We start from the raw sequence: 26599 nt of genomic DNA, 5'->3' as shown, positions 1-26599 counted from the left end.
CTTGTCGTCCCGACGGCCTTTCCGAGGTCGGGAAACGTCCCGAGGTTGGGAATCGTCATGACGTTCCGGGCGCTGCGTTGCCGCGGCATCACCCTGGCTGTGACCGGGCTCGTCGTGCTGGCACTGACGGACACCGGTTGCGCCGCACCCAAGACCGTCACCGGCACTTCGGCGTTCGCGGACACCGGAACGCCCGCACCGGGTGAGGTGCTCGGTCTCGACGAAACGGCCGACCGACTACAGAAGGACGTGGCCAAGGTCTGGCGGCACATGGACCGGATCTGGCCAGGCACCGACTACGCGGAGCACATGCTGCTGGTCACCGACGGGAAGGCCGCGTGGTCGATCACTCCGCGGGGCAGGAACCGCGTGCCCCTCGCGGACTTGAAGCGACGGAACATCGCGGTGCCCAGGGCCGGTGGGTTCACGATGACTGAGTGGGACGGGCAGCACGCCGTGGTCGTGGCGCTGGAGGCGCGGGACTACGCGCGAGGGCTGCCCGACCGTGACCCCAGCGGCATGTTCCCCAAGAACGCGACGTCACTGCTGTTCGACACAGCGACGCACGAACAGTTCCATGCCTATGTACAACACGACGGCGAGACGACCCGCTGGAAGGCCCTCGCCAAGCCGCTCCATGGCAGCGACGTCACGGGGCGTGCGACGTACTACCCCATACGCAAGGAGGAGACCCTGTTCCGGGTGCTCCTCTACAACAGCTTGCTCGATGCCGGCCGTGACGAGGCCCGGCGTGCCGGCCACCTCCAGGCCGCGGCCTGGTGGGAGCAGCAGCTGGCGAAGACGCTGCCCGAACAGCACCGTGCCCTGAGCCGCACGGACGTCCTGGAGGGGACGGCCAACTACGTGGGCAAACTTGCGTTCGTCCAGGCGAATGCCGGCGGCTCTCTGGACGCCGCCCGCCAGGCGTACTTCACCTCCCTCAAGCACATCACCGACCCTGAGAAGATCCAGGGCGACACCGGCAGTTACTACGTCGGGCTCGCCTCCCTGCTCCTGGCCGATCACCTCGGCTCCGGCGCCCGCGTCAAGCAGCAGAGCGAGTCGAGTGGGCAGACTCCCCAACAGCTCCTCCTCAAGGGCATCGCCCCGAAGCGGCAGTCCGTCCCCGAGAGCCTCGAGGCACGGGCGCGGGCCCAAGCCCGGGCAGCGAACCAGCAGTTGGGTGAGGTGCTTGATCCGCTGGCGCAGGTGTACGCCGAGCCGTCGACCGTGCTTTTGCGGCTGCCCGCGAAGGCGGCCCGCAGCGACTTCCAGTCGAATGGCTACTACAAGGCCGACAAGCTGCCGTTCACCGTGGCACTGGGGAGTACCGGCTCACTGTCGCTGAAGGGCGGAAGCCTGGAGGTGAGGGAGACCAGCGTCGGCTTCGACGGGCCAGATCTCGTTCTCATGCTGGATCCCGCCACGGTTCGTCACGAGGGAGACACTCTGACGGTCGACGCCGACGACGCCGAGGGCGCGTTCACGGTCAGCGCCAGCCGAAGCGACGGGCACCGGGTCTTCACCGCGCGGCTCGCCGACTGACCGAGCGAGGCACTGGCCCGCCGCGGCCCGCAGCGCCGGGCGCTGTAGCGCGGCTTCGTGGTAGCTTCCGTATACACTTCCGTATACAAGGTGTATGCGATCTCTGGGGGTAGTGGTGGCGTCGGGTCGGGAGAAGGCGTACGCGTACCTCAAGGAGACGGTGCTCACGGACCCGGCGATGCAGGGCGAGTTCCTCTCCGAGCAGGACATCGCCGACCGCATCGGTGTCTCGCGCACCCCGATCCGCGAAGCTCTGCTCCTGCTGGCCGCCGAGGACCTGGTCGAGTTGGTGCCCAAGCGCGGTGCGCGGGTGGCGCCCCTGTCGGGGCGTGAGATCACCGAGCTGATGCAGCTGCGCGGGATCGTCGAGCGGTACGCGGCGCAGCACGTCATCGACGCGGGGCGGGCGCCGGTGCGGGAGTTGGGCGCTTGCCTGGATCGGCAGCGCACGCTGAGCGGGCCCGACCAGGCCAAGGAGTTCATCGACGTGGACCACCTCTTCCACTCGTCGCTCGTGTCGGCCGTGGGCAACTCACTGCTCGACCGGCATTACGAGGGGCTGCGCAGCCGCCAGGTGCGGGCCGGAGTCGTGGCCCTCTACAACCAGCAGGGCCGCCAGGAAGCGGTGCTCGACGAGCACCGGGCGATCGTGGATGCCCTCACGGCCGGTGACGCGCAGGCCGCCTGCGCCGCGATCGACAGCCACTTGGAGTCGACACTTAAGGTTCTGCTTGCCGGGTAGCCGGGCGAGCACACGGGCGTACGTTCGGACGGGCGGACGCCGATATGAGTTGCGCTGGGCCGCGTTGCTGTCGGACCCGAGAGTCTCGGCGGAAGATCGTCAGCCCCGCCAGCCCGACAGCCCCGCAGGTAAAGGGAGTTGCTGGCCCTTCTCGCTCAGCGCCGCTCCCCCAACCGCCGGTTGGCCAGCACCGGGATGTTCTTGCGGACCGCCATGACCTCGTCGGCGTCCACGTCGACCAGCGCCAGCTCCGCCTCGGCCCCCAGGCGGTGGCGCACGGTGCCGTCGGGGCCGACGAGCATGCTGTGCCCCACTCCGGTGGGTGCCGTGCCCCCGGCCGCGTCGCCCCGCGCGGCCGGGTCGGCCTGGTCGACGGCGGCGACCCACAGCGTGGCGTCCAGTGCGCGGGCCCGCACCAGCAGCTCCCACTGGTCGATCTTGCCGGGTCCCGCGCCCCAGGAGGCCGCCAGCAGGGTGGCGGTGGCCCCCGCGTCGGCGTGCGCCCGGAACAACTCCGGGAAGCGCACGTCGTAACACGTCGCCAGACCCAGGCGTACGCCGTCCACGTCGATGGTGACGACCCGGGACCCGGCGGCCACGCTGTCGGACTCGGCGTAGCCGAACGCGTCGTAGAGATGGATCTTGTCGTACGCCGCTTCGACATCGCGTCCGGTGGCGAGCAGGGTGTTGGCCACCCGGCCTCCCGATGCCGGGGTGAACATGCCCGCCACCACAGTGAGGCCCGCCTCCTCGGCGACGGTGCGGACGGCGGTGGCCCAGGGGCCGTCCAGGGGTTCGGCGAGGGGCGCCAGTGGGGTGCCGAAGCAGGCCATCGACGCCTCGGGGAACACGACGATGTCCGCGCCGGCGTCGGCCGCGCGTGAGGTCCATTCCTTGATGAGGGTGAGGTTCTTGCCGGGCTCGGGGCCGGTGGTGAGCTGGCTCAGTGCGATGCGCACGGTGGACCGCCTTTCGGAGTCGTGAGGGGCGGGCGGGGTGATGGCGGAGACGGGAGCGGACACGGGCAGGGACCGGGAGCGCTGACGTTACGGAACGCGGGCCGCGGGGGCCGCCTCCGGGGTGGCGGCGCCGGCGAGCAGCTCGTCCTCCTTTTCGGCGTGGGCGGAGTCCCGGCCCAGGAAGAGCCCGATGAGGGTCACGGCTGCCGCGGCGGCGAGGTAGAGCGCCAGCGGCACCCAGCTGCCGTACGCGCTGAGCAGGGCGGTGAAGAGCAGCGGCGCGACCGCTCCGCCGATGAGGCCCGCCAGGGTGTAGGCGAGCGACGATCCCGTGTAGCGCAGACGGGGCGAGAACTGTTCGGCGACGAACGCCGCTTGCGGGCCGTACATGAAGGAGTGGATGGCCAGTGCCATCACGACGCCGCACACCAGCAGGAACCAGCTGTCGCCGTCGACCACGAGGAAGAACACGAACGGCCACACCCCCGCGGCGAGGGCGGAACAGCCGTACAGCAGGCGGCGGTTGACCCGGTCGGACAGGGCGCCGGCCAGGGGGATGAGGAAGATCTGCAGGAAGGAGCCCACCAGTACGGCCGTCAGGGCGGAGCCGCGGGTCATGCCGAGTTCGTCGGTGGCGTAGGTGAGGACGAACACGGTGAACATCGCGTACAGCACGTCGGGGGCGACCCGGCTGAGGATCGCGGCGCACAGGGCGCGGGGCTGGGTGGTGAAGACCTCGCGGATCGGCGCCTGCGGCCGGGATTCCTCGGCTTCCATGGCCTTGAAGACCGGGGTCTCCTCCAGCTTCGCCCTGATCCACAGCCCGAAGGCGACCAGGGCACCCGAGAGCAGGAAGGCCACGCGCCAGCCCCAGGACAGGAACTGCTCCTCGGTGAGCAGTACGCCCAGGGCGGCCAGTACGCCGTTGGCCAGGAGGTTTCCGGCGGGTGGGCCGATCTGCGCGGCGGAGGCGTAGAAGCCGCGGCGGCGCGGGTCGCCGAACTCGCTGGACAGCAGGACCGCACCGCCCCACTCGCCGCCCACGCCGACGCCCTGCGCGAACCGCAGCAGGACCAGGGCGATGGGGGCGGTGATGCCGGCGGTGCCGTACGTGGGCAGGACGCCGATGAGGAAGGTGGCGGCGCCGATGAGGACCAGGGTGGCGATGAGGACTTTCTTGCGGCCGATCACGTCGCCGAGGCGTCCGAAGACGAAGCCGCCCAGCGGTCGTGAGACGTAGCCGACGGCATACGTGGAGAACGCCAGGAGGGTGCCGGTGAGGGGGTCCTCCGAGGGGAAGAAAAGGTCACCGAAGACGAGGGCCGCCGCGGCGGAGTAGACCGCGAAGTCGTACCACTCCAGAGCGGTGCCGGTGAGGCTTGCGAAGAAGGCCCGGCGGATGCCGGAGCGGCCCGGCGTGACCGCCGGTGGGCCCTGAGGGGTGTGCTGCATGCTTCCCGATCCTTGCGTCGAGGGGACATCGACCTGGACATCGACCTTCCGGCATACTTCTTGTATACAGGTCGTATGCGCAACCCCCGCGCCAGAAGTCGACCGTGTCGAGATCGTCGAGACCCTTGTCGAGCCCTGCCCCCTTTGGAGTGCCTCATGGCCGTGCTGACCTTCGAACTTCCTGACGGCTCCACCCGTGATGTCGATGTCGTGCAGGTGCTGAACGCCGGTTACGCCGGGCGCGAGCAGGCCGACGTCGCCGCGCATGTCGCCGAGCTCGCCCAACTGGGAGTGCCCGCGCCGTCGGTGACCCCGGCCCTCTACCCCGTCTCCCCCTACCTGGCCCAGCAGACCGAGCGGGTCGCCGCCCCGCACGCCCGCACGTCCGGCGAGGCGGAATGGGCCCTGGTCGTCGCGGACGGTGGCGAGCTGCTGCTGACGGCGGCCTGTGATCACACCGACCGTGACCTCGAGGTCCACGGCGTGGCCTGGAGCAAGAACGCGGCGCCCGATGTCCTGGCCCGGCAGGCCTGGCCCCTGGCCGACGTCGAGTCGCGCGTCGACGAACTGACCCTGCGTGCCTGGGTCGCCCACGCCGACGGCCGGGAGATCGAGATCCAGCACGGCACGCTGGCCGAACTCCTCACCCCCGGCTACTGGACCGGCGTACTGCGCGAGCGTGGCGGCCTGACCCCGGGCACCGTCCTGATCTCGGGCACCATCCCCATGACCGAAGGCGTGGACCAGTTCGCCGAGGGCTGGCGCGTGGAACTCGGCGACCCCGCCACCGGCAGCACGATCCAGCTCGCCTACCGGGTGGTACCGCTGCCCGACCCCATCGGCTGACACCGCCCGCCGTCCGGCACCCGGCCTTGAACTTTGCCGCCGACGCATCGATCACCTGGGCCGTTGCGTTCGGGACCCTGGTTCGCGTCAGGACGGTGCAAGGGAAGCCTCGCCGCGCGCAGCGGGCCTGCGGTGGGACATGAAGGGCTTGCTGGTGATGAACTCCCGGAATTTCAGGGCGGCTTCGGAGAGGTAGCCGTCGCGGCTCCACACCAGGGTGAGCACCCGCTCGCAGTCCGGTGCGTCCACGTGGACCCAGGCCACCGGAACCTGCGTCTCCGTGCCGACCTGGCGGGAGATCTCCGGGATGAGGCCGATGCCGAGGCCCGCGCTGATCATGTCCTGGCTGGCACCCGGCTCGTCGCCCTCGCAGGAGAGCAGCGGCGTGAGCCCCTCGGCCGCGAACAGCCGGTCCAGGAGGGCGCGTTGCCAGTGGCCGGGGCGCGTGGTGACGAAGGGCTCGTCGGCGATCTCGGGGATCGTCACGCTCTCCCGCGCTTCGAGCCGGTGACCGGGCGGCACCGCGAGCAGCACCTCCTCGCGGGCGAGCTCGACCGACTCGAGGTTCGTGCCGGTCAGCGGCTGTGAGGCCACACAGAAGTCGACCTCCCTGGTGCGCAGCCGGCGGTCCATCTCCTGTGCGGTCGACTGGAAGAGCCGTACGTCGGCGCGCGGATGACCGGCCCGGAAGCTGCCGAGGATGTGAGTGATCGTCAGGAGGGTCTCGGAGGCGACGCTCACGCGCCCGAGCCCGGTGTCACGGGCCTCACGCACGGCCCTGCAGCCGTCATCCAGCTCACTCAGGGCCCGCTCCACATGCCGCAGGAACATCGCGCCGTACGGGTTGAGCCGGATGCGGCGCCCCTGCCGGTCGAAGAGCGGGGAGCCGAGTTCGGACTCCAGGCGGGCGATGGTGCGGCTCAACGAGGGCTGGGCCACGCGCAGTTCCTGGGCGGCGCGGCTGATGTGCTCGAAACGGGCGACGGTCTGGAAGTACCGCAGCTGCAGAAGATCCATGATCCACCCACCTTCCCTTATGCCTTCGGAGTCATCTTCACATGCCAAAAGAAGTCTTGGAACGCATAAGGAATTCTCCCTACGGTCTTCATCAAGGCCGTCAGGCAGGCGATGCGATCCCCGCAGCAGGGGCGATGCCTCGCGGGTACGGCCACCCGTCCCCCAGGAAGGTCCCACCATGAGCGCTGCGGATCTGGCCCGACTCCAGTTCGCGGCCACGACCGGCGTCCACTGGCTGTTCGTGATCCTCACCATGGGGCTCGTCCCCCTCGTGGCGATCATGCACACCCGCGCCGCGTACACCCGTGACCCCGTCAAGAAGGCCGTCCGGGAGCGCATGACCCGCTTCTGGGGCCAGCTCTACGTCATCAACTACGCGGTCGGCATCGTCACCGGCCTGGTCATGGAGTTCCAGTTCGGGCTCAGCTGGAGTGGCCTGAGCAAGTTCGCGGGCAATGTCTTCGGCGCTCCGCTGGCGCTGGAAACCCTCATCGCGTTCTTCGCCGAGTCCACCTTCCTCGGCATGTGGATCTTCGGCTGGGGCCGTATGCGCAGGGGCGTGCACGTCACGCTCATCTGGCTGGTCGCCCTGACCGCCTACGCCTCCGGGTACTGGATCATGATCGCCAATGGCTTCATGCAGCACCCGGTCGGTTACGAAGTCCGCGACGGCGCAGCCTACTTGACGGACTTCGGGGCGTTGCTGACCAACTCCAGCGCCCTGGTCGCGCTCCTGCACATCGCGCTGGCCGCGCTGACGACGGGCGGTGTCTTCATCGCCGGGGTCAGCGCCTACCACTTCCTCCGGCGCACCAAGGAGACCGAGCTGTTCCGCGGTTCCATGCGTCTGGGCCTGTGGGTGGCCATGGTCACGTCCTTCTTCGTCGTCGTCGTCGGCGAGATGCAGCGGCCCGTCATCGAGCGGACGCAGCCCATGAAGGACGCGGTCCTGGAGAACAGCGGCGTGGCCGAGCTGCAGGCACAGCTCGTCAAGGAGCACGGGCCCGGCAACTACGTGCCCTGGCAGGACACGATGCGCATCTCGATGGACGTGATGACGATCATCGGCAACACCGTCTCCACCATCACGTTCATCGCCGTCATCCTCCTGTGGAAGAGCCGGCTGACGCGCTGGCGCCCGGCCCTGTGGTTGCTGGTCGCATCAGTGCCGTTCCCCTTCATCGCCTCCGCGGGCGGCTGGGTCGTCCGCGAGGTCGGCCGCCAACCCTGGCTCGTCTACGGCGAGTTGACGGTCGAGAACGCACTCTCCCACGTCAGTACGGCCTCACTCGCGGTGTCCTGCGCCCTCTTCATCGCCATCTTCCTCGCCTTGGCGGTGACGAACTGGACCCTGATCACCCGCTTTGCCCTGCGAGGCCCGGAAGCCACCCAGCTCGGCGCCACCGAGCCCCTCCCCGACGACCTGCCTCCGGCGGCGGGCGGTGGCGCCGAGATGACCACCCTGTCCTACTCCCCCGCGGTAACGGAAAGTTGAGCGAGATGACTCTGGAGACCGCCTGGCTGGCCCTCCTCGGCCTGCTGCTCGCCGGGTACTTCGTGCTCGGCGGCTATGACTACGGCGTGCAGATGCTGCATCCCTTCCTCGGTGACCGAAGCGTTCATGGCGGGGAGGAGAAGACAGCGAAGGAGCAGGAGGCGGAGGAGCTCACCGGCCCTAACGCCGCCCTCGACGCCATCGCGCCGTTCTTTCTCGGCAACGAGGTCTGGCTGGTCGCCTTCGCCGGCGTCCTGTTCGGTGCCTTCCCGCACCTCGAAGGCACACTTCTGTCCGGCCTGTACCCGTTGATCGTGGCAATCCTCGTCGGCCTCGTCCTCGGCAACGCCGCCGTCCAGCTGCGGCGCCGGTCCCACAGCGTTCGCGGACGTCGCTGGTGGGACGGCCTGATCGTGTTCGGCGGGGCCCTGCCCGCCGTGTGCTGGGGTCTGGTCGTCGGCCTGCTGCTCCACGGCGTGCCCCGTCGGGCAGACGGGAGCTTCCACATCGGGACCGGCGACGTCTTCTCACCGTTCACACTGGCCTGCGGCGTCACCACCGCCCTGCTGTTCGCGGCGCACGGCGCCGCCTTCGTGGCGCTGCGCTCAGGCCCCGAACCAGCGGCCAAAGCCCGGCTCTTGGGTGCCGGTCTCCTCCGTGGGGCCGCGGCCGCGGGCACCCTGGCGATACTCCTCACGCTGTTCGGCGCGGGCGCATCGATGACGAACCGCGCGACATCGGCGGCCGTCGCCGCCCTGTTCGCAGCCGCGCTCGCCAGTGCTTGGTGGCACTTCGCCCGCGGGCACGACACCTCGGCGTTCGCAGCCACTTGCTGCGCGACAGCGCTGCCGGTGCTGCTCGTGGGGGCCGGCCACTACCCGTACCTCCTGATCAGTACGGCGGGTGAGGGGCTGACCATCGGACACGCCGTCACGGACGACGCCACGTTGCGCATCCTCAGCGCGTTCGGGGTCCTGGTGATCCCGACGATCCTCGCCTACCAGTCGTGGAGCTGGTGGGCCTTCCGGGGCCGGACCGGCCGCCGTCACCCCAGCTACTTCTGAGCTTCGTCACCCCGCCTCGGAGAGCGAAGAGACGGAAGACGAGAGGAACGAGGGACCCCAGGATGAAGCCCGTAGAGCGCCGCCTGATGCGGGAACTCCCGGTGCTGCGGCGGCACATGACATGTTCCACGGCCCTCGCGCTCCTGGCTGCCGGGCTCACCATCGTCCAGGCGGCCCTGCTCGCGGCGGTCCTCGCGGACGGTTTCGCCGGGCGCCCTTTCCGCGTCGCACCGTCGGCAGCGCTGGGCAGCGTCATGGCACTGCGCGCGCTGCTCGCCTGGGCTCGCGGAGTTCTCGCGCAACGCGCCGCCGCCGACACCAAACTCGCGCTGCGCGAAAGGATCACCGGCCGGCTGCGGCACACCGGCCCGCTGCGGCTCACGGCCGGGCGCCACGGCGAGACGGCCACGCTGCTCACCCGCGGCCTCGACGCCCTGGACGCGTACGTCGTGGGCTACTTGCCCTCGATGACGGCCACGGCGGTGGTGCCCCTGGCGGTCATCGGGTGGCTGGCGTGGACGGACTGGACCTCCGCTCTGATCATCGTCGTGACGCTGCCGCTGATCCCCGTGTTCGGTGCGCTGGTCGGCGCCCACACCGTCATGCGCACTGCCCGGCAATGGCAGTTGCTCGCCCGGCTCGGCGGCCACTTCCTCGATGTGGTGGCGGGGCTGCCGACGCTGCGCGCGTTCGGGCAGGAGAAGCAACAGGCGCGTGTGGTGCACGAGATGGCGGACGCCCACCGGCGGGCCACCATGCGCACACTGCGCGTGGCGTTCCTGTCCTCCTTCGTCCTGGAGACGGTCGCGACCCTGTCCGTGGCGCTGGTGGCGGTGCCGGTCGGACTACGGCTGCTCGGTGGCGAGTTGGACCTGCGTACGGCCTTGGTCGTGCTGTTCCTGGCCCCCGAGGCCTACCTGCCGCTGCGCGCGGCGGGTGCGGCCTTCCACGACAGCGCCGAGGGCATCGCGGTGGCCGAGCGGGTCTTCGCCGTCCTCGACGGCTGTGACGACGACTCCGCCGCCCCCTCCGTGGCTCGGGGCCCGTCCACCGTGGGCGCCGCCGCCCCGGTGTCCGACGCCCGCGAGGGGCACCTGTGCCTGGAGAATGTCACGGTCCAGTACCCGGGCCGTGCGGCCCCCGCCCTCCGTGACGTGTCCCTCTCCGTGCGCCCCGGCGAACACATCGCCCTGGTCGGACCGAGCGGCGCGGGCAAGTCCACACTCCTCGCGCTCCTCCTCGGCTTCACGCTCCCCTCTTCGGGACGCGTCTCGTTCGGCGCGACCGACCTCGCCGACCTCGACGCCGACGCGTGGCGCACGCAGGTGGCGTGGGTGCCGCAGCGCCCGCACTTGTTCGCAGCCACCGTCGCGGACAACATCCGTCTGGCACGCCCCGAGGCCGACGACGCGGAGGTGCGCCGAGCGGCACATGCTGCCTACGCCGGTCACTTCATCGAGGAACTGCCCCAGGCCTACGACACCCTGCTCGGCGAGCACGGCGCCGGGCTCTCCGCGGGCCAGCGTCAGCGGATCGCCCTGGCCCGTGCCTTCCTCAAGGACGCCCCCGTACTGCTCCTGGACGAGCCGACGGCTCATCTCGACCCCGAGAGCGAGGCCATGGTCACGCGCGCCACGGTCCGCCTCATGCGCGGCAAGACCGCGATCGTGGTCGCCCACCGCACGAGTCTGCTGCCGTACGCCGACCGGATCATCACCGTAGAAGCAGGCAGCCTCACTCGGCCTCAAGCACCCCGACCGGGCCGGGCCGGCCAGCCTGCCCCACCGACCCCACCGACCCCACCGACCCCACCGACCCGACCGGCCCCCGCGGAAGGCCTGATGGCCCGATGACCCTCCACCCTGGTGTAGCCACCCTCCCCTCGGCACGGACACCCCACCCGACCCTCCGTCTCCTGCGCCAACTCCTGCCGCACTGGCGCCGACTGCTGCCCGCCACGCTCGCCTCGGCCGGCAGCGAGCTGGCGTCCGCCGCGCTGATGGCCACCGCCGCCTGGCTGATCACCCGCGCCGCCGAACAGCCTCCGCTCGCCTCGGTCAGCCTGGCCATCGTCGCCGTCCGCGCCCTGGCCCTCGGGCGCGGGGCGTTGCGCTACATCGACCGGCTGCTGGGCCACGACGGCGTACTGCGGGCCGTCGCGGGCTTCCGCACCCAGGTGTACGAGGCCCTCGTGCCCCTCGCCCCCGCGGGCACCCCCGCCTTCCGCAACGGCGACCTGCTCACCCGCCTGGTCGACGACGTCGACGCCGCGCAGAACCTCCTGCTACGGGTCCTGATCCCGGCGGCGGCCGCCTGCGCGGTCGCCGCGGCCGCCACCTCCATGGCCGCGGCGCTGCTGCCGCAGGCAGGCGTCCTGCTGGGGCTGCTGCTCGCCGTGGCGGGACTCCTCGTACCCGCCCTGGTGCTCACACTGTCCCGCCGTACGAGCCGCGCGGAGAAGACGGCGCGGGCCCAACTCAGCGCGTGCACCCTTGACTTGACCCAGGGCGCGGCGGACCTCGCCGCGTACGGAGCCCTGGGCCGGGCCCACGGGCGGTTGCGCCACGCCTCCGCCCGCATCGCCGCTCTGGAACGCCGGGCGGCCTGGACCACTTCGCTCGCCTCGGCCACGGTCCTGCTCCTCCAGGCGACGGCCACGGTCGGGGTGACCTGGCTCGCGCTGCGTGCCCATGCGGCGGGGGGACTGCCCGCCGTGCGGCTCACCGTCCTCGCGGTCCTCGCGCTGGTGTCCTTCGAGGCCCTGACGCCGTTGCCCGCCGCGGCTCGCCACCTCGCCGAAGTGCGGGTCAGCGCACGCAGGTTGACCGAGCTCCTCGACACTCCGCCGCCCGTCACCGACCCGTCCGCTCCGGTCGCACTCACCGCCCGGACACCGGTCGGGGTGGAGATCACCGACCTGCGCGTACGCCACCTTCCCGATGCCCCTCCGGCCCTGGACGGCGTGAGTCTGCGCCTGCCGCCCGGTCGCCTGACCGTACTCATGGGTGCCAGCGGTTCCGGCAAGTCGACGCTGATCGCGGCGCTCATGCGGTTCGTCCCCTACGAGTCCGGCAGCATCCGTGTCGGCGGACGCGAGCTGCGTGACTGCGCGGGCACCGACGCCCGGCGCGCGATCACCGGCATGACCCAGGACGCCCACGTCTTTCGCACCAGCATCCGCGCCAACCTCCTCCTGGCCCGCCCCGACGCGACCGATGCCGAGCTGTGCGAAGCCGCGCGCAGTGCCCAGCTCCTCACCTGGATCGACTCCCTCCCCGACCGCTGGGACACCCTCCTCGGCGAGAACGGCTCCGCCATGTCCGGCGGCCAACGCCGGCGCCTCCTGTTGGCCCGAGCCCTGCTCGCCGACCCGCCCGTCCTCGTCCTGGACGAACCCACCGAAGGACTGGATCCCGACACCGCCGTTGCCGTGCTCACCGACATCCTGCACGCCACCCACGGCCGCACGACTCTGCTGATCACTCACGACGACGCGGGCCTCACGACCGCCGACCAGATCCTCACCCTCGATCACGGCCACATCCGACCAGCCATACGGTGAGCCTGCGCCTGGGTCCCACGGGGCCGTGGTGCGCCCGGGTGACGCACCATTACCCGCGGCGCGCGCACCGCGTTGTCGGTGCGGATGCCCAAAGCTCCCTTTCCGAGGGCTGCCGGGTCGAGCCCGCCTGCCGAGAGGTCCCTGCCATGCGTTCGCGTTTCGCCGCCACGGCCGCCGCTGTCTGTTCCCTTGCCGCACTCGCCTGCTCGCCCTGGCCGGCCGCGGCGAGCACCGCACCCGCTGAACCCCGGCCTCACCACGACACCGCGCTCGGGGCCTCGGTGTCCACCCTGCTGTCCCCCGCGACCGCCAACTCCAGTCCACCCGGGGCCCAGCGGGACCCCGCCGGCCCTTGCCCGGCCGACGCCGACCTGCGTGCCCACCCCCGGCCGGTCGTGCTGGTCCACGGCACGGCCATGAACGCCTACAACAGCTGGAACGCGATGGCCCCCGCGCTCGCCGACGCCGGCTACTGCGTCTACGCCCTCAACTACGGCGCCCACGGCAGTCCCCTCAACGCCCTGGGAGCGAAGGGCACCGGCCGCATCGAGGACTCGGCCAGGGAACTGGCCACCTATGTCAATCGCGTACTGCGCACCACCGGGGCCCGCACGGTGGACATCGTCGGGCACTCCCTCGGCGGTCTCATGCCGCGCCAGTACCTGAAGTTCGAGGGGGGTGCGTCCAAGGTGAACCGGCTGATCGGGCTCGCCCCGGACAACCACGGAACGACGGCGAACGGTCTCGACACCCTGGTCAGGGCGGTCGCCCCGGCGACCGATGTGGTGGTGGGTCCGTCGTCGCGGCAGCAGATGGTGGGCTCTGCGTTCTTGAAGCGGCTCAACGCGGGCGGTGACACCTTGCCCGGCGTCAACTACACCGTGGTGGCCACCGCCTACGACAAGATGGTCACCCCGTACACCTCGGGCTTTCTCACCTCCCCCGCCGACCGCCCGGCAGCGGTCGACAACATCACGCTGCAACAGGTGTGTCCCACCGACAGGTCCGGCCACGTCGACACCCTGTACTCCCCCAACGTGATCAACCTGACCCTGGACGCCCTCGACCCCGCCCACCGCGCCACCTGGACCTGCAAGAGCCGCACTCCGCTCCTGCCCCTGCCGTAGGAGGTCGGTGACCATGGTCAGGCGGACGAACTACGCGGTGGCCGCGTCTGGGCAGTGGGTCGACGAGGAGGAGGGGCGGCGGCGTCTGCCGGCCGGTGAGGCACACGCCTGGCAGCCGGGCCGCAACGAGACCGTCTGCGGGCTCTCCCTCAGTCGGTCCCAGCTCACGCGCTTCCCGCACGTGCCCTGGACGGACGCCATCCCCGAGTCCGGCGGGTCGGCAGACCGGGTTCAGCGACTGTGCCCGCGATGCTCCTCAGTCGCCGGGCGTGCGGGGCCTGGGGGCCGGCCCTCGTGGCGTCGGGAGAACCCCCGGCCGTAGCCGGTCGGCCCCGACGGCACATCAGCCCACCGGCCCGCGCCGTGCCTGGCCGCTCGTACGACCATGTCTGAGGCCGCGCTGCGGGGGCACTCCTGGGACATGCGTGACAAGCGGCGGCTGCGGACGAGCCACGTCGACGGACCCGGGATCTCCCGGGTCCGTCGCGGGCGTGGATTTGCCTACAAGGACGCATCGGGACGCCCCATCAGCGACCCGCAGGAGAAGGAGCGCCTGCGGCGGCTCGCCGTCCCGCCGGCCTGGCGGGACGTTTGGATCTGTCCGTGGCCCAACGGGCATCTGCAGGCCGTGGGCACCGACGCCGCGGGCAGGCGCCAGTATCTGTACCACCCGCGGTTCCGCGAGCGGCAGGAAACGGCGAAGCACGACCACGTGCTGGAGGTCGCGCGGGCACTTCCCGAGGTGCGCTCGCAGGTGACGGAGGACCTCGGCCGCCGTGGTCTGTGCCGCGAACGCGTCCTGGCCTGTGCCGTCCGCCTGCTCGACCTCGGCTTCTTCCGCGTCGGCAACGACTCCTACCGTCGGGACAACGGCACGTACGGGCTCACCACCCTGCTCAAGGAGCACGCGTCCTGCCAGGCCGGGGAGGTCACACTCACGTATCCGGCGAAGTACTCCAAGACGCAGACCCGCGCACTGGTCGATCCACCCGCCTGCAGTGTCCTGCGCGCGCTGCTGCGCCGGGGCGGCGGGGGCCAACGGCTGTTCGCCTACTGGCAGGGCGGGGCCTGGCACGAGCTCGACGCCGCCGAACTCAACGACTACCTGCGTCATCGCGCGGGCCGAGACATCACCGCGAAGGACTTCCGCACCTGGCACGCGACCGTCCTCGCGGCGGTCGCCCTCGCCGTCTCGGCGCGGGTCGGCCGGGAGTCCCGGGCCGCACGCAAGAGGGCCGTCGCCAGGGCCGTCCGCGAGGTCAGTGGGTACCTGGGCAACACGCCAGCGGTGTGCCGCGCCTCCTACATCAACCCTCGGGTCGTCGAGCTCTTCGACGAAGGCCGGACGATAGCCGACGCCCTTGAACAGCTGGGCGACAGTGCCGCGTTCGGTCATCCGGCGACGCAGGGGGCCATCGAGGAAGCGGTGCTGCGGCTGCTGGCCTGAGAGTCGACTGCAGTCAGCGCCGGCTTCATCCGGCCGCGACCGTGCAGGCCTCTTCCAAGGACGGATAGAGGTCGAGGATCTGGTCGGCGCCGGTCAGCCGCAGCATGCGCAGCATCTGGGGCGCGGCGACGATGCGCAGCGTGCTGGCCTGGTGGACGAGCAGCAAGAGATTCAATGCGGAGGAGTCCGCGAAGGTCACCCCGCTCGCGTCCAGGACGAGCACCGGGAGTGCGGCTGCGGCTTTTTCCATCACCTCGCGCAGGGAGGGCACGGAATCCATGTCGAGGTCACCCCGAACGACGACGACCCAACTGCCCCTCCTCGTGTACTGCTCCACGACGCACTTGGGGCGGCTGACGCTGTCGGACATGGGCAACTCCAGAGGTGCGGGGTCCAGGCACGTGCTCATTGTGACTGCCACCGTGCCCCAATGTCTAATCTGGCCAACATAGATTTCCGCATACTCGGCCAAGAGATAATCAGGCCCTGTCGAGTCAAGGGGGCGGCCTCGCGGCTGGGTGGTCGCACCCCGCTCGTAGTGGCCGGCATGAGATGTCGCGTTGACAGGTCTCTGTCGACATGTTGGCATAAGGCGCTGCTCAGGCGGACTTGTGCAAGTCGCTTGCCGTTCGGGCACCGGATCGACGGCCACTTGACCGGGGGTGGCGCCCGAACGCAGAGCGAGGAACCATGGCGCAGCGCGCCGCGACCATCGTGGGCGGCGGTATCGGCGGCCTCGCGGCGGCCATCGCCCTGCACCGCCGGGGATGGCGAGTCGAAGTACTCGAACGGGCCCCCGAGTTCACCGAGATCGGCGCCGGTATCTCCCTGTGGCCGAACGCGCTCCGGGCGCTCGAAGTACTCGGCCTGGACCGCACCGTCCGGGCACTCGGCGCCGTCGAGGCCACCGGCGGCGTACGCGACCGGCGTGGCCGCTGGCTGTCCCGTACGGACAACGCGGAGCTGGCCCGCCGCTTCGGCCACCCCCTGGTGGTCCTGCACCGCGCGGACCTGCTGCGGGCGCTCACCGAGGCGTTGCCCGCCGACAGTCTGCGGCCGGCCAGCGAGGTGTCCGCGGTCCGTGACGACGACCACGGCCCGGTCGTGGAACACCCCGGCGGCGAGTCCCGACCCGACCTCGTGGTCGGCGCCGACGGGCTGCGCAGCGCGGTCCGCGGCGCGCTCTGGCCCGATGCGGCAGGCCCTCGGTACGCCGGGTACTCAGCCTGGCGCATGGTCACCGAGCCGCTGGCCGCGCCGCCCTCCGAGGGTGCGGCCACCTGGGGTCGCGGTGAGAGGTTCGGCTACACGGCGCTTCCGGGCGGACGGATGTACTGCTTCGCGACCGCTTCGCTTCCGGCGGGGGCAGAGGTGGCTTCCGGGACCTCGCAACACGGCGAACTGCTGCGCCGGTTCGGGGACTGGCCCGAGCCCATCCCCACCCTGCTGGCCTCCGTCCCCCCGGACGCGGTGCTCCGGCACGACCTGTACGACCTGCCGCCGCTGCCCTCCTTCGTCCGCGGCCGGGTCGCGCTCCTGGGTGACGCGGCCCATGCCATGACCCCGAACCTCGGCCAGGGCGCGTGCCAGGCCCTGGAGGACGCGGTCACCCTGGCCCACTGTCTCGACGGCACCCCGGACGTGCCGGCCGCGCTCCGCTCGTACGACCTGCTGCGCCGCCCGAGGACCCGGGCGATCTCGCGCCGCTCCGCCCGGCTCGGCGCAGTGGGCCAACTGGCCTGGCCGCCCGCCGTGCTGCTGCGCGACGCGGCCGCCCGGCTGGTGCCGGAGCGGGCGGCGCTGCGTTCCATGACGGCGGTTCTCGGCTGGACGGCGCCTGGTGACCAGGTGCCCGCGGCGGGGACGGCGGCCACTGATGCCTGACTGGACGTATCAGCCGCTGCGTGGCGCCGCCGCTGCCGTACTCGGCCTGCGCCGTTCGCAGCGCACCGCCCTGCGGCTGCTGGCCTCGGTCGGATCCCGTCCCGCCGGCGCGCGGTTGATCGCCCGTGGGTTCGGCCATCGCCATCCGCCGGAGCGGCTCGCCGGTGAGATCGCAGGTGTGCCCGTCACCGTCCGCCTCGGCATATCCGTCCCGCCCTCGCTCGCCCGCGACACGGTCCGCGCCATGTCCCCGCTCGGGGCCGGGGTCGTAGAGGTGGCGCCGGTCTCGGCGGCTGATGCGGAGACCGTGCGCGAGGCCGCGGCAGGACGCTCTGTCCCGGTGGTCGTCCGCGCCCGCGACCCGGAGGCCGAGGCCGCCCTCAAGCCGTATGTCGACGGATTCACCAGCGGCGACGACCCCCACGTCGTCCATGTGTGCGATGCGTCGGTGTCCGCCGCCGCGACCGCGCTCGACGATCCGGGCACCGTCGTCCTCGCCCGCCCCGCGGTGCTGGTGGCCGCGGGACCCGGCTGGTTCGCGCGGGTCACCGAGGCCGCGACGCCCACCGTGCCCGCTCCGGCGCTGCGCGACGTCGGCCGCAATCCCCGGCGCTGGCCCGCCTGGTGGTGGGCGCTGCTCGTCGGGCTCGGTATGACGGGCGCGGGACTCGGCGCCGCGGCGATCACGCTCGGACCGGTGCTGCTCTGGTACGACCGCGACTACCTCGGCATGACGCTGCACGAACTGCACGCGGCCAACCACCACCTCGTGCACTTCCTCCAGCACGACCGGATCACCATGGCCGGCACGATGGTGGCCATCGGCGCGCTCTACACGGGCCTCGCCGTGGGCGGAATCCGAAGCGGCTGGCCCTGGGCGCGTGAGGTGTATCTGCTCTCGGGGGCGATCGGCTTCCCCACCTTGTTCTACTTCCTGGCCACCGGCTTCGTGGAACCGCTGCACACGGCCACCGCCCTCGTGCTGTTCCCGATGTTCGTCGCGGCGGTACGCCGCGCGCCGCACACAGCACGGTGGCGCGTGGCGCCGGAGGGCCCGGAGCCGGAGCGCCGACGCGCCCTGGTGGGCCAGCTGCTGATGATTCTCACGGGTGCGGGGCTCTTCGTCGGCGGGGCGGTGATCTCGGTCGTCGGTCTGACCGATGTCTTCGTCCCGACGGACCTGACCTTCCTGGGCTCCGACACACGCACCCTGGAAGCCGTCAATCCGCGGCTCGTGCCGTTCCTCGCCCACGACCGTGCGGGTTTCGGGGGCGCCCTCATGTCCGCCGCGGTGGCGATCGTGCTGCTCAGCGCGTGGGGCTGGCGGCGGGGCGAGGCCTGGGTCTTCTGGACTCTGGCCACGGCGGCGGCCGCCGGCTTCCTACCAGCCGTGGTGGTGCACGGCACGATCCACTACACCGACCTCATCCACCTCGCCCCGGTCTACTTCGGCATCATCCTGACCGCCACCGCCCTGTTCCTCGCGCGCCCCTACCTCTGCGCCGAGAGGGACGGTCAGGCCGTCGGGCCGCCGCCGAATCCGATTTCGTTGCCGTCCGGATCACGGTAGGTGGCCTTGCGGACGCCGTTGGCGTAGGTCTCGCGTGTGTCCGGTCTCAGACCTCGGTCGGCGATCCCGGAGAGGCGGGCGTCCAGGTCCTCGACGAAGACGGTGTGCAGGGCGTGCCCGGCGTGATCGGGCCGCACCTCGATGAACATGTACCGGTGTTCGCCGAGCTCCCACACCGCCTCGGTCTCGTTGGGCAGGAAGGCCGGCGGCCCGCCGAACAGTCGCTGGTACCAGGCCACCGCCGTGGTGTAGTCGCGGACGGGAATACCCGCGAACAGATCTACGGTCATGAGGTCATGCTATGCAGGGCGGCCTCCCAGCGGGCCGCTCCGCCACGTCATCCGTGCCTGGTGAAGACGGACCGGGCAGCGGCCAGCGCCTCGTCCTTCTCCGCGGGGGTGTCGTACCAGCCGTCGTCCTGCCGGTAGGCGACGAAGCTCTCCGCGGTGAACTCCTGGCCGAAAAGGTAGTCGTCGAGGCAGTAGCCGAATCCGGACTCGGTCATGGCGTCCAGGCCCTCCCGGTCACAGTGGGCCAGGAACCCTTCGGCGGCCTGCCACCGCGTGCCGTCGAACCAGAACACGCCGCCGGCGTAGTGGATCGTCTCATCGGTCTCCGGATCGGTCAGGTTCAAGGACTCGTAGTTCTCAGGGCGGTTGCGTACCAGCTGGACGAGGTCCGCGGGGACTCCGGCGTACAGCGATTCTTGCACCGCGTAGGTGCTTTCGGCGTAGAGGTTCAGCTCCGACTCGTGGTCGAAGGTCAGCAACATCGCTCGGCCGTCCGGCGTGAAGTACCACACGGCCGATTGCCCACCACTGTCGTTCCAGGCGAACCTCTCCGCGCTCTCCACCGTCACCGGTTCGACCTCGGCAAGGGTGTCGATGATCGCGGCGCGTCGCCGTATCTCCGCGATCGGAGTCGTGTTCAGGGCGTCCCAGGTGTCGTCACTCATGGGCAAAGGCTAAGCGGGGACGAATGGGTACCCGACCGCTGCTCAGCAAGGTGGCGCCGCGGGACGGGCGTTGGCTCGGGAGCAGCCGAATCGTGCTTGCTCCGAAGATCCTTTCGTTGGAGGCTACGGGCATGCAAAATCAGCCGACATTCGTTTTTGTTCATGGTGCCTTCGCGAACTCGTTCTCGTTCGCGCCGCTGCAGGCAGAGCTCGGTCTCCTCGGCCACCGTTCGGTCGCGGTCGACCTTCCCGGGCACGGGTTCGAGGCGACCTACGCCGCCGCATACCAGGCGCCGCAGGATCTCGACGCGCTAGCCGGAGTCCCCGGATCCATCAAGGGAGTCACCCTCGCCGACAATGCCGCCCGTGTGATCGAGGTCCTCGAGAGAGCGAAACAGAACGGGCCGACGATCCTCGTCGGCCACAGCAGAGGCGGCGCCACCATCACCAAGGTGGGCAATGCCCGCCCCGAGCTGATCGACCGTATCGCTTATGTCTCCGCCTGGTGCCCCGTGGACCTGGATGTCAGCGACTACTACGCCGAGCCGGAGATGGCGAGTGTCGACCCGGCCGCCTTCGCGTCGGCGTTGGTCGGGAACCCCGCCGAACTCGGCCTGCTCCGGGTCAACTTCCGGACTGCCGCCCCGGAGACGATCGCCGCTATGAAGCAGGCCTTCGCCGCCGACCTCACCGATGAGGAGTTCCTGACGTTCCTGAACACCTTCCAGCCCGACGAGAACCTCGATGTCGGCACGTCCGCCGACCGGACGCAGGCCGCCACGTGGGGTCGCATTCCCAGGACCTATGTGCGCCTGACGGACGATGCGAGCGTCCCGCTCGCCGTGCAGGACCGCATGATCCGCGAGGCCGACGCGCTCACCCCCGACAACACCTTCGACGTCGGGACCCTTGAGGGCAGCCACCTGCGCTGGCTCGTCCACCCGAAGCCCGCCGCCCAGCTGCTCGCGGGCCTCGCCGAGCGCTGACGGCCGCTCTTCCGTCGTCATCGCGGGTCAAGCCCACAGGTTCCTCAAGGCAGTGTTGACCGTGGCCGGTTGCTGGGTGTGCGGGTAGTAGCCCTCCACACGCAGCAGCCGGCCACCGACGGCGTCCGCCACCGCTTCGGCGCAGGCGATCAGCGGCTCACCCGCGTACGTGCGGTACGTCTGCGGCGCGTCCTGCCAGGTTCCGCAGATCACCAGCGTCGGCCAGGGCGCGGCCCGCAACGGCTCCAGGGGCACGGTTGCTTCCCACACCGGGCGTTCGCGCATCGAGGTGGCCACGGCACGAAGACGCTGCGGGGTGGGGTCGGGCATGGTCATGCCCAGGCCTTCGGTGGAGGCGCGCAGGTACTGCTCCGGCGTCACCGAGTCCGGCAGGCCGGCACTGTCGTGCACCCGGTCCAGCATGGCCTTGACGACCGGGTGCCCGGCCGCCGCCGAGAACGCGGATGGCTGGATCAGCGTCAGGGAACGCACGAGGTCGGGACGGCGTCCGGCGGCGAGCATGGCTGCCAGGCCGCCGTTGCCGTGGCCGACCAAGTGCGCGCCCGCGTCCTGCTGTTCAAGGAGTTGCACCAGGTCGTCGGCGTCGGTGTCGAAGTCGCTCCGGTCGGTGTCGGGGCTTCGGCCGTAGCCGCGGCGATCCACCAGGAGCAGGCGATTACGGTCGGACAGCGGCCGCTGGGCGGCGAACCCGTACGCCTCGTCACTGCCCCACGTGAAAATGTTGTGCGCGAAGACCGCAGGTGCTGCCTCACCGCCGGTCTCGTCCCACACCGTCACATGTAACGCGGTCATACGCGGACTCCCCCTTCATTCAGACCGTCAGTTCCGTTTGTGCTGCCACTGCCGGCCTGGCGTGGCCTGGGTCGTGGCGGATGTACCACTCGGTGGACAGCAGCTGTGCCCGTTCCGCTGCCGAAAGGCCCGCGATCAGCCCGGGGACGGCCCCCCGCTCCACCTCGGTGCGGTGGGCCAGCACCGCGGCTACTTTCTGTTCCAGCCAGGGCCCGACATCGACGGTCGCGGTGACCCACTCGTCCGGAACACTGTGCATGGCCTTGCCTGTCGCGGCCAGTCGCCCGCCCCAGACCGTGGTACGCGGGCGTCGGCGTATCCGAGCATGCGCGGTGGACCCGCGCCGAGGAGCTGAAGTGCCCGGGTCAGCTCGGTGGCGCGTGTGGTGTCCGCGGCCCATGTCGCCGTGACGACTGCGGTGCGGGCGCCCGCGGTTGCGTGCCGGGCGAGCACGCCGCCCGCCGACAGGGACTCGTCGTCCGGGTGGGCGAAAACCGCGAGCAGGCTCGGCACGGGCGTGGGGGCGGGCTTCGGGGCGCGGGCCGTCACGGGTGCTTGCCGGGCCCTTCCTCATTCTGGGCGATTCGGCTGGGTGACAGGTCCGTCGGGTCCTCGTCCGCTTCCAGCAGCGTGTCGGCCGGACCGATGATGAGCGGGTCCGCCTCCCCCACCGCCTCCTTGTCCATCGACGCGTAGTCGACGGACAGCAGCAGGTGCCGGATCGCTTCGAGGCGCCCGCGGCGCTTGTCGTTGAACTTGATCACCGACCACGGAGCATGGACGGTGTCCGTGGCGCGGAACATGTCCACCTTGGCGCGGGTGTACGCGTCCCAGAGATCCAGCGAGGCCAGGTCCGTGGGCGAGAGCTTCCACTGACGTACGGGATCGACCTGGCGGATGGCGAAGCGTGTGCGCTGCTCCGCCCTGGAGACGGAGAACCAGAACTTGACCAGCACGATGCCGTCATCAGTGATCATCTTCTCGAACAGCGGCGCCTGCTGGAGGAACTCCTCGTGCTGGTGTGGAGTGCAGAAGCCCATGACGGGCTCGACGCCGGCTCGGTTGTACCAGGACCGGTCGAAGAAGACGATTTCACCGGCGGACGGCAGTTGCGCCACGTAACGCTGGAAGTACCACTGCCCGGCTTCCCGTTCAGTGGGTTTGTCCAGCGCCACGATGCGGGCCCCGCGGGGGTTGAGGCGCTCGGTGAAGCGTTTGATCGTGCCGCCCTTGCCCGCCGCGTCGCGTCCCTCGCACACGATCACGATGCGCTGGCCCTGCTCACGCACCGATCTCTGCAGCTTCAGCAGCTCGATCTGCAGGATCCGCTTCTGGCGCTCGTACTCCCTGCGCCTCATCTTCTCCGAGTAGGGATAGTTCTCCCGCCAGGTCCGCAGCGGCTCTCCGTCCGCGTCGAGCAGCACCGGGCGCTCCGGCCGGGCCTCATCCACCGACAACCCGTCCAGCAAACGCTCCGGGTCCTTGTCGTCCGACGCCACACCGTCTCCTCTCATCGACGCGTGTCACCCTCCTACCCACTTCGAACGCTACTCCGCAGATTTGGAGTGGGCTCGCCCTGACCTTCCTGAGAGCCCGCTCTCGCTCAGGTATGTCTCCAGCTCGGCGGCGCCGGTCAGCATCGCCCGTCCGCGGGTGACCAGCCTGCCGCGCCAGTCGCTCAACGCGGCCTCCAGGGGCTCGAGGCCACCGGCCGCCCGCACCTGGGCGATCAGCGGGGCGATCCGCTCCAGCAGATAGCCGCCCCGCCTGAGTTGGTGCACCAGCCGGGCATCCCGTACGTCGGCCTCGTCGTAGACGCGGTAGCCGGTCCGCGGGTCCCGGCGCGGGCTCACCAATCCGGCCGTCTCCCATTTGCGCAGGGTCGCGGGCCGGATCCCGAGCTGTCCGGCCAGCGGCCCGACGAACATGCCCTCGGAACCGGCCCAGGCCCCTGCCCCGGGCCCGGCACCGGCACCGGACAGCGGTGTCGCGGACCCCAGGTCTCGAAGTGCCCTCTCCACAGCCTGGAGGGTCCGCCGGTCCTCAAGGAGCTGGACGTGGCTCTCGTCGATGAGGCGGAACGCTTCCTCGACCTCACCTCGGTTCACGGCCCGCATGATGGCCGTCGCGGTCCGGTGGCCGTGGCCGGGCACCAGGGCGAGGAAAGCGCGCAGCGCCCGCGCGTGCAGCGAGGTGTAGGCGCGATAGCCGTGCGGCGAGCGATCGGCGGCCGGGAGGATCCCGGCCTCCTCGTAGTTCCTGACCGCCTGGGTGGACAGACCGTGCCCGCGCGCCAGATCCACGGGCCTGAGCCGCTCACCGCTTTGAAGGTTTCGTCCCATTGGACCGCCCATGCCGCTGCAAAGTTTCAACCGTTGGTTCAACGATAGCGTTTAAGGCATGGCTACTGACACCAAGGACACCGTGCGCTCCGTCGACGCGGCCACCGTCATGAACCTCCTCCCGGCCCGGCCGCGACTGCTCGCCGTGGGCGAGCCCACCCACGGCGAGGACGCACTGCTCGACCTGCGCAACGAGCTCTTCCAGCAGCTCACCGAGCGGGAGGGCTACCGGACGATCGCGATCGAGAGCGACTGCATGAGGGGTCTGGCAGTGGACGACTACGTCACTTCGGGCACCGGCACTCTCGACGACGTCGTGAAGCACGGCTTCAGCCACGGCTGGGACACCCATGCGGCCAACCGCGAACTCGTGCGCTGGGCAAAGGCGTTCAACGACGGCAGGCCCGCACACGAACAGGTCCGCTTCGCCGGCTTCGACGGCCCCCTGGAGATCACCCACGCCGCGAGCCCCCGCCAGGCCCTCACCGCGCTCCACAGCTACCTCGCGGCCCAGCTGGACGCGGACCTGCTCCCCGTCACCACGGACGCACTCGACCGCCTGCTCGGCGCCGACGCCCCATGGACCGATCCCGCCGCGATGATGGACCCGTCCCGGTCCGTGGGACAGTCGGCCGAGGCGGAGCAACTAAGGCTGATCGCCGACGACCTCGTGGCCCTGCTCGACACGCAGATCCCGCATCTGCTCGCGACGACCTCGCGCGACGCCTTGGACCGAGCGCGCCTCTACGGCCGCACCGCGACGGGCCTGCTGCGCTACCACCACTGGATGGCCGACACCTCACCGGGCCGGATGACCCGCCTCCTGGGCCTGCGGGACCAGATGATGGCCCACAACCTCCTCGCCGTCGCCGAGCGCGGCCCCACCTTCGTGCACGCCCACAACAGCCATCTGCAACGGGACAAGAGCTCGATACGCATGTGGGACCAGCCGCTGCTGGAGTGGTGGAGTGCCGGTGCGCTCGTCAGCGCCCGCATCGGCGAGGAGTACGCCTTCCTGGCCACAGCCCTCGGCACCATCCGCCGCCAGGGCGTGGACGCCCCGCATCCGGACACCCTCGAAGGGCTTTTGTACGCGCTCCCGGAGGACCGCTACGTCATCGATGCCGCGCAGCTGGCTGCCGCCTTCGGTGACACTCCACCGCCGCCCCGCGAATCCCCTTGGTTCGGCTACGCCCCGCTCGACCCGGCTCGCCTGAGCGGGGTCGACGGGCTCGTGTTCGTCAAGGGTGACTGAACGTCGGGGTCCAATGCTGCCGGCCGGCGTGAACCCGGGAGCCAACGGGCTGCCGCCAGGGCGGTGGCGAAGGTGACGACGCCCGCCAGGGCGGCTGTCGCGGTGAGGCCGGAGATGAAGGATTCCTTCGCGGTGGCGATGAGTTGGAGGGCCTGGGGCTTTGGCAGGTGGGACGCGGTGCCACGTACGGCGAGGATGTTGTCACCCGCTCCTGGCGGGCTGTCGGCCATGCGGTGGTGGTAGACCGAGCTGAGGAGAGAGCCCTGTACGGCGACCCCGAGGGATGAACCGACCTGACGGGTGGCGTCGTTGACCGCTGAGCCGAGGCCCGCGCGGTCGCCGGGGACGGCGCTCATGACGGATTCGGTGCCGGCCGCGGCCGTCGCCCCCGCTCCCAGGCCTGCCACGGCCTGGAAGAGCATCAGGTGCGCGTAACCGTCGGCTGCGGTGGTCGTGGCCAGGATCGCGAAGGCAGCCGTGATGAGCAGCAGCCCGGTGACGATCGGCAGTCGCTGCCCCCACCGGCCGCCCAACGGCAGGGCGGCGATGGCTCCCACGGCGAGCGCCAAGGGCAACGGAAGTGTCCTGACCCCGGCCTGCCAGGGCGTATATCCCAGCACCCCTTGCAGATGCAGGGTGATGACGAAGAGCGCGCCGAACAGGGCGAAGGACATCAGCGCGAGGGCCACGGCGGCCATGCTGACGCGAGGGTCGCGCATGAGGGCGGGCGGGAGCATGGGGAACGCGGTGCGGGCCTGGCGCACGGCGAAGAGGGCGAGCAGGAGCGCCCCGGACGCGTAGGCGAGCAGTACGGGGCCGCTCGTCCAGCCGCGGACCGGGCTCTCGATGATCGCCCAGACCAGGACGAGGAGTCCGGCCGCGGACATCGCGGTGCCGACGCCGTCGAGAGGCTCGGTGCGTTTCGCCCGTGATTCGGGGACGAGCAGGCAGGTGAGGAGGAATGCCGTCGCCGCGAGCGGCACGTTGACCCAGAATCCGGCTCGCCAGGAGAAGTGCTCGACGAGCCATCCTCCGATGACGGGTCCCGTGAGCCCACCGGCCGCGGCGACGGCCGTCCATACCGCGATGGCGCGGCGCCGCAACATCGGCTCCGGATACATCCAGTGGATGATCGACAGGGTCGCCGGCATCATCAGGGCCCCGGCGGCACCCATGCCGCCGCGGGCCGCGATCGTCTGCAGCGGCGTCTGCGCGACGGCCCCGAGGACCGAAGTTCCCGCGCACAGCACCAGACCGGCGAGGAAGGTGCGCCGGCGTCCCATGCGGTCGGTGAGCGCTCCACAGGCCAGGACGGTGCCGCCCAGGATCAGGGCGTACCCATCGACGATCCACTGGATCTGCGCCATGGAAGGCCGCAGGTCCGCGTGCAGGTCGGGGATGGCGACGTTGAGGATCGTGAGGTCCATGCCGAGGATGAACAGACCCAGGCACAGCGCACCGGACGCGGCCCACCGGCGACCGGCAACAGGGCGACATGCGGCGGCAGTTGTGTCGGCGTGCGGCCTCATGAGGACGTG

General features: G+C 70.7%; 24 protein-coding genes and 1 pseudogene. 14 read left to right on the top strand and 11 right to left on the bottom strand.

What is annotated here, in order from left to right; translation table 11 throughout:
• The first annotated feature begins 57 nt into the window (after positions 1–57).
• Both ABXJ52_RS35890 and ABXJ52_RS35885 read left to right on the top strand, forming a co-directional pair.
• Positions 58–1545 carry a hypothetical protein gene (locus ABXJ52_RS35890; protein WP_367048152.1) on the top strand — a complete coding sequence of 496 codons (1488 nt, stop codon included), beginning with the start codon at positions 58–60 and terminating at the stop codon, positions 1543–1545.
• Between the two features lie 115 nt (positions 1546–1660).
• Positions 1661–2287: a GntR family transcriptional regulator gene (locus ABXJ52_RS35885; RefSeq protein ID WP_367049477.1), complete on the top strand. Its 627-nt coding sequence runs from the start codon at positions 1661–1663 to the stop codon at positions 2285–2287.
• 155 nt (positions 2288–2442) lie between these two features.
• On the opposite strand, the gene ABXJ52_RS35880 is transcribed toward ABXJ52_RS35885, so the two are convergent.
• On the bottom strand, positions 2443–3246 hold the full coding sequence (locus ABXJ52_RS35880; protein WP_367048151.1) for a carbon-nitrogen hydrolase family protein: 804 nt from the start codon (positions 3244–3246) through the stop codon (positions 2443–2445).
• Between the two features lie 87 nt (positions 3247–3333).
• Complete coding sequence (locus ABXJ52_RS35875) at positions 3334–4698, bottom strand: MFS transporter (RefSeq protein WP_367048149.1); 1365 nt, start codon at positions 4696–4698, stop codon at positions 3334–3336.
• A gap of 156 nt (positions 4699–4854) precedes the next feature.
• Here ABXJ52_RS35875 and ABXJ52_RS35870 point away from each other — a divergent pair, with 156 nt between their 5' ends.
• Complete coding sequence (locus ABXJ52_RS35870; protein WP_367048147.1) at positions 4855–5544, top strand: DUF2848 domain-containing protein; 690 nt, start codon at positions 4855–4857, stop codon at positions 5542–5544.
• Positions 5545–5631: 87 nt separating this feature from the next.
• Here ABXJ52_RS35870 and ABXJ52_RS35865 read toward each other — a convergent pair whose 3' ends face one another.
• Positions 5632–6561, bottom strand: a complete 930-nt coding sequence (locus tag ABXJ52_RS35865; protein WP_367048145.1) for a LysR family transcriptional regulator — start codon at positions 6559–6561, stop codon at positions 5632–5634.
• A 178-nt stretch (positions 6562–6739) separates the two neighbouring features.
• On the opposite strand from ABXJ52_RS35865, the gene ABXJ52_RS35860 reads away from it, so the two are divergent.
• The 7 genes from ABXJ52_RS35860 (at position 6740) to ABXJ52_RS35830 (ending at position 15256) form a co-directional block, all read left to right on the top strand.
• On the top strand, positions 6740–8056 hold the full coding sequence (locus ABXJ52_RS35860; RefSeq protein WP_367048144.1) for a cytochrome ubiquinol oxidase subunit I: 1317 nt from the start codon (positions 6740–6742) through the stop codon (positions 8054–8056).
• Between the two features lie 5 nt (positions 8057–8061).
• Entirely contained in the window at positions 8062–9120 is a 1059-nt protein-coding gene (locus ABXJ52_RS35855) for a cytochrome d ubiquinol oxidase subunit II (protein WP_367048142.1), read from the top strand.
• A gap of 62 nt (positions 9121–9182) precedes the next feature.
• Positions 9183–10973, top strand: coding sequence for a thiol reductant ABC exporter subunit CydD (cydD, locus tag ABXJ52_RS35850; protein ID WP_367048140.1), 1791 nt, complete (start codon positions 9183–9185; stop codon positions 10971–10973).
• Positions 10970–12682 (top strand): thiol reductant ABC exporter subunit CydC, encoded by a 1713-nt coding sequence (gene cydC, locus ABXJ52_RS35845; protein ID WP_367048138.1) that lies wholly within the window; start codon positions 10970–10972, stop codon positions 12680–12682. The genes cydD and cydC overlap by 4 nt, the downstream gene beginning before the upstream one ends.
• Positions 12683–12828: 146 nt before the next feature.
• Positions 12829–13809: an alpha/beta fold hydrolase gene (locus ABXJ52_RS35840; protein ID WP_367048136.1), complete on the top strand. Its 981-nt coding sequence runs from the start codon at positions 12829–12831 to the stop codon at positions 13807–13809.
• Between the two features lie 13 nt (positions 13810–13822).
• Complete coding sequence (locus ABXJ52_RS35835) at positions 13823–14131, top strand: hypothetical protein (RefSeq protein WP_367048134.1); 309 nt, start codon at positions 13823–13825, stop codon at positions 14129–14131.
• A 63-nt stretch (positions 14132–14194) separates the two neighbouring features.
• Positions 14195–15256, top strand: coding sequence for a DNA topoisomerase IB (locus tag ABXJ52_RS35830; protein ID WP_367048132.1), 1062 nt, complete (start codon positions 14195–14197; stop codon positions 15254–15256).
• Positions 15257–15281: 25 nt separating this feature from the next.
• Here the strand turns inward: ABXJ52_RS35830 and ABXJ52_RS35825 are convergent, their stop codons facing one another.
• Entirely contained in the window at positions 15282–15626 is a 345-nt protein-coding gene (locus ABXJ52_RS35825; protein ID WP_367048130.1) for an STAS domain-containing protein, read from the bottom strand.
• A gap of 320 nt (positions 15627–15946) precedes the next feature.
• Between ABXJ52_RS35825 and ABXJ52_RS35820 the strand changes: the two genes are divergently transcribed.
• Positions 15947–17140 (top strand): FAD-dependent monooxygenase, encoded by a 1194-nt coding sequence (locus ABXJ52_RS35820; protein ID WP_367048127.1) that lies wholly within the window; start codon positions 15947–15949, stop codon positions 17138–17140.
• Positions 17133–18710, top strand: a complete 1578-nt coding sequence (locus ABXJ52_RS35815) for a hypothetical protein (RefSeq protein ID WP_367048125.1) — start codon at positions 17133–17135, stop codon at positions 18708–18710. The genes ABXJ52_RS35820 and ABXJ52_RS35815 overlap by 8 nt, the downstream gene beginning before the upstream one ends.
• Here the strand turns inward: ABXJ52_RS35815 and ABXJ52_RS35810 are convergent.
• Positions 18656–19000: a VOC family protein gene (locus ABXJ52_RS35810; RefSeq protein ID WP_367048124.1), complete on the bottom strand. Its 345-nt coding sequence runs from the start codon at positions 18998–19000 to the stop codon at positions 18656–18658. The genes ABXJ52_RS35815 and ABXJ52_RS35810 overlap by 55 nt on opposite strands.
• A 47-nt stretch (positions 19001–19047) precedes the next feature.
• A complete protein-coding gene (locus tag ABXJ52_RS35805) occupies positions 19048–19665 on the bottom strand; it encodes a hypothetical protein (protein ID WP_367048122.1) in 618 nt (205 codons plus the stop codon).
• Between the two features lie 131 nt (positions 19666–19796).
• On the opposite strand from ABXJ52_RS35805, the gene ABXJ52_RS35800 reads away from it, so the two are divergent.
• Entirely contained in the window at positions 19797–20651 is an 855-nt protein-coding gene (locus ABXJ52_RS35800; protein ID WP_367048120.1) for an alpha/beta fold hydrolase, read from the top strand.
• Positions 20652–20678: 27 nt separating this feature from the next.
• Here ABXJ52_RS35800 and ABXJ52_RS35795 read toward each other — a convergent pair whose 3' ends face one another.
• The 4 genes and pseudogenes from ABXJ52_RS35795 to ABXJ52_RS35780 all read right to left on the bottom strand — a co-directional run bounded on the left by ABXJ52_RS35795 (position 20679) and on the right by ABXJ52_RS35780 (position 23806).
• The gene (locus ABXJ52_RS35795) at positions 20679–21464 is read right to left on the bottom strand and encodes an alpha/beta fold hydrolase (RefSeq protein ID WP_367048118.1); all 786 of its coding nucleotides are present in this window, start codon (positions 21462–21464) and stop codon (positions 20679–20681) included.
• A 19-nt stretch (positions 21465–21483) separates the two neighbouring features.
• A pseudogene (locus ABXJ52_RS35790) lies at positions 21484–21977 on the bottom strand (PIG-L family deacetylase).
• Positions 21978–22009: 32 nt separating this feature from the next.
• Positions 22010–22978 (bottom strand): polyphosphate kinase 2, encoded by a 969-nt coding sequence (ppk2, locus tag ABXJ52_RS35785; protein ID WP_367048116.1) that lies wholly within the window; start codon positions 22976–22978, stop codon positions 22010–22012.
• 33 nt (positions 22979–23011) lie between these two features.
• Positions 23012–23806 carry a TioE family transcriptional regulator gene (locus ABXJ52_RS35780; protein ID WP_367048114.1) on the bottom strand — a complete coding sequence of 265 codons (795 nt, stop codon included), beginning with the start codon at positions 23804–23806 and terminating at the stop codon, positions 23012–23014.
• Between the two features lie 58 nt (positions 23807–23864).
• On the opposite strand from ABXJ52_RS35780, the gene ABXJ52_RS35775 reads away from it, so the two are divergent.
• A complete protein-coding gene (locus ABXJ52_RS35775) occupies positions 23865–25061 on the top strand; it encodes an erythromycin esterase family protein (RefSeq protein WP_367048112.1) in 1197 nt (398 codons plus the stop codon).
• On the opposite strand, the gene ABXJ52_RS35770 is transcribed toward ABXJ52_RS35775, so the two are convergent.
• Positions 24995–26503, bottom strand: a complete 1509-nt coding sequence (locus ABXJ52_RS35770; RefSeq protein WP_367049476.1) for an MFS transporter — start codon at positions 26501–26503, stop codon at positions 24995–24997. The genes ABXJ52_RS35775 and ABXJ52_RS35770 overlap by 67 nt on opposite strands.
• Between the last annotated feature and the right edge of the window lie 96 nt (positions 26504–26599).

Source organism: Streptomyces sp. Je 1-332, from assembly GCF_040730185.1.
GTDB lineage: Bacteria > Actinomycetota > Actinomycetes > Streptomycetales > Streptomycetaceae > Streptomyces.
This window is presented reverse-complemented; position numbering and strand designations above follow the sequence as displayed.